Raw genomic sequence first — 1,621 nt, forward strand, 5'->3', positions numbered from 1 at the left:
CTTGCGGCGGCACCCAGTTGATGTTCTGGTTGGGGTCCTTGATGTCGCAGGTCTTGCAGTGCACGCAGTTCTGCGCGTTGATGACGTAAACGTCCTTGCCGTCCTTCTCCACCCACTCGTAGACGCCCGCCGGACAGTAGCGCGTCGAGGGGCCGGCATAGACGTCGAGTTCCGAGGTCTTCTGCAGCTCCGGGTTCTTCACCTGAAGATGCACCGGCTGGTCTTCCTCGTGGTTGGTGTTCGACAGGAACACCGAGGAGAGGCGGTCGAAGGTCAGCACGCCATCCGGCTTCGGATAATCGATCTTCTGGTGCTTGGCCGCCGGCTCCAGCGACTGCGCGTCGGTCTTGCCATGCTTCAGCGTGCCGAAGAAGGAGAAGCCGAAGAGCGTGTTCGTCCACATGTCGAGGCCGCCGAGCGCCACGCCGATGGCAGTGCCGAACTTCGACCACAGCGGCTTGACGTTGCGCACCTTCCTGAGGTCCGACCCGATGGCGCTGTCACGCCAGCCCTGCTCGATCTCGATCGGCTCGTCATTGGCGCGGCCGGCGGCAATCGCATCCGCCAGCTTTTCGGCGGCGAGCATGCCCGACAGCACCGCATTGTGGCTGCCCTTGATGCGCGGCACGTTGACGAAGCCCGCCGAGCAGCCGATCAGCGCGCCGCCCGGGAACGACAGCTTCGGCACCGACTGGTAGCCGCCCTCGGTGATGGCGCGCGCACCATAGGACAAGCGCTTGCCGCCCTCGAAGGTGCCGCGGATCGCCGGATGCGTCTTGAAGCGCTGGAATTCCTCGAAGGGAAAGAGATAGGGGTTCTTATAGTTCAAGTGCACCACGAAGCCGACGGCAACCATGTTGTCTTCGAGGTGATAGAGGAACGAACCGCCGCCGGTCTTCATGCCGAGCGGCCAGCCGAAGGAGTGCTGCACGAGACCGGGCTTGTGGTTCTCCGGCTTGACCTGCCAGAGTTCCTTGAGGCCGATGCCGAACTTCTGCGGCTCGCGATCCTTCTGGAGATCGAATTTCGCGATGAGCTGCTTGGCGAGCGAGCCGCGCACGCCCTCCGAGATCAGCGTGTATTTTCCGAGCAGCGCCATGCCGCGGGTAAAGTTCGGGCCAGGCTCGCCGTTGCGCTCGATGCCCATGTCGCCGGTGGCAACGCCGATGACGGCGCCCTCGTCGTTGTAGAGCACCTCGGTCGCGGCAAAGCCGGGATAGATCTCGACGCCGAGCTCTTCCGCCTTGGTCGCCAGCCAGCGACAGACATTGCCGAGCGAGACGATGTAGTTGCCGTGATTGTTCATCAAGGGCGGCATGGCGAAGTTCGGCAGGCGGATGGAACCGGCCGGGCCGAGCAGCAGGAAATGGTCGTCCTTCACCTCGGTCTTGAACGGATGGCTGTCATCCTCGCGCCAGCCGGGCAGCAGGCGGTCGATGCCGATCGGATCGACGACCGCGCCGGAAAGAATATGGGCGCCGACTTCCGAACCCTTTTCGAGCACGACGACCGTCAGATCCGGATTGACCTGCTTCAACCGGATCGCAGCCGACAGGCCGGCCGGACCGGCACCGACGATCACAACGTCGAATTCCATCGACTCGCGTTCGGGGAGTTCCAT

At 63.5% G+C, this 1,621-nt stretch carries 1 protein-coding gene; it reads right to left on the reverse strand.

All coding sequences use genetic code 11. The features are described 5' to 3' along the window. On the reverse strand, positions 1–1,621 hold a 1,621-nt coding region (locus ACOZKU_RS27910; protein ID WP_421581629.1), incomplete at its 3' end, for an electron transfer flavoprotein-ubiquinone oxidoreductase.

Source organism: Shinella sp. M31 (assembly GCF_049199205.1).
Lineage (GTDB): Bacteria > Pseudomonadota > Alphaproteobacteria > Rhizobiales > Rhizobiaceae > Shinella.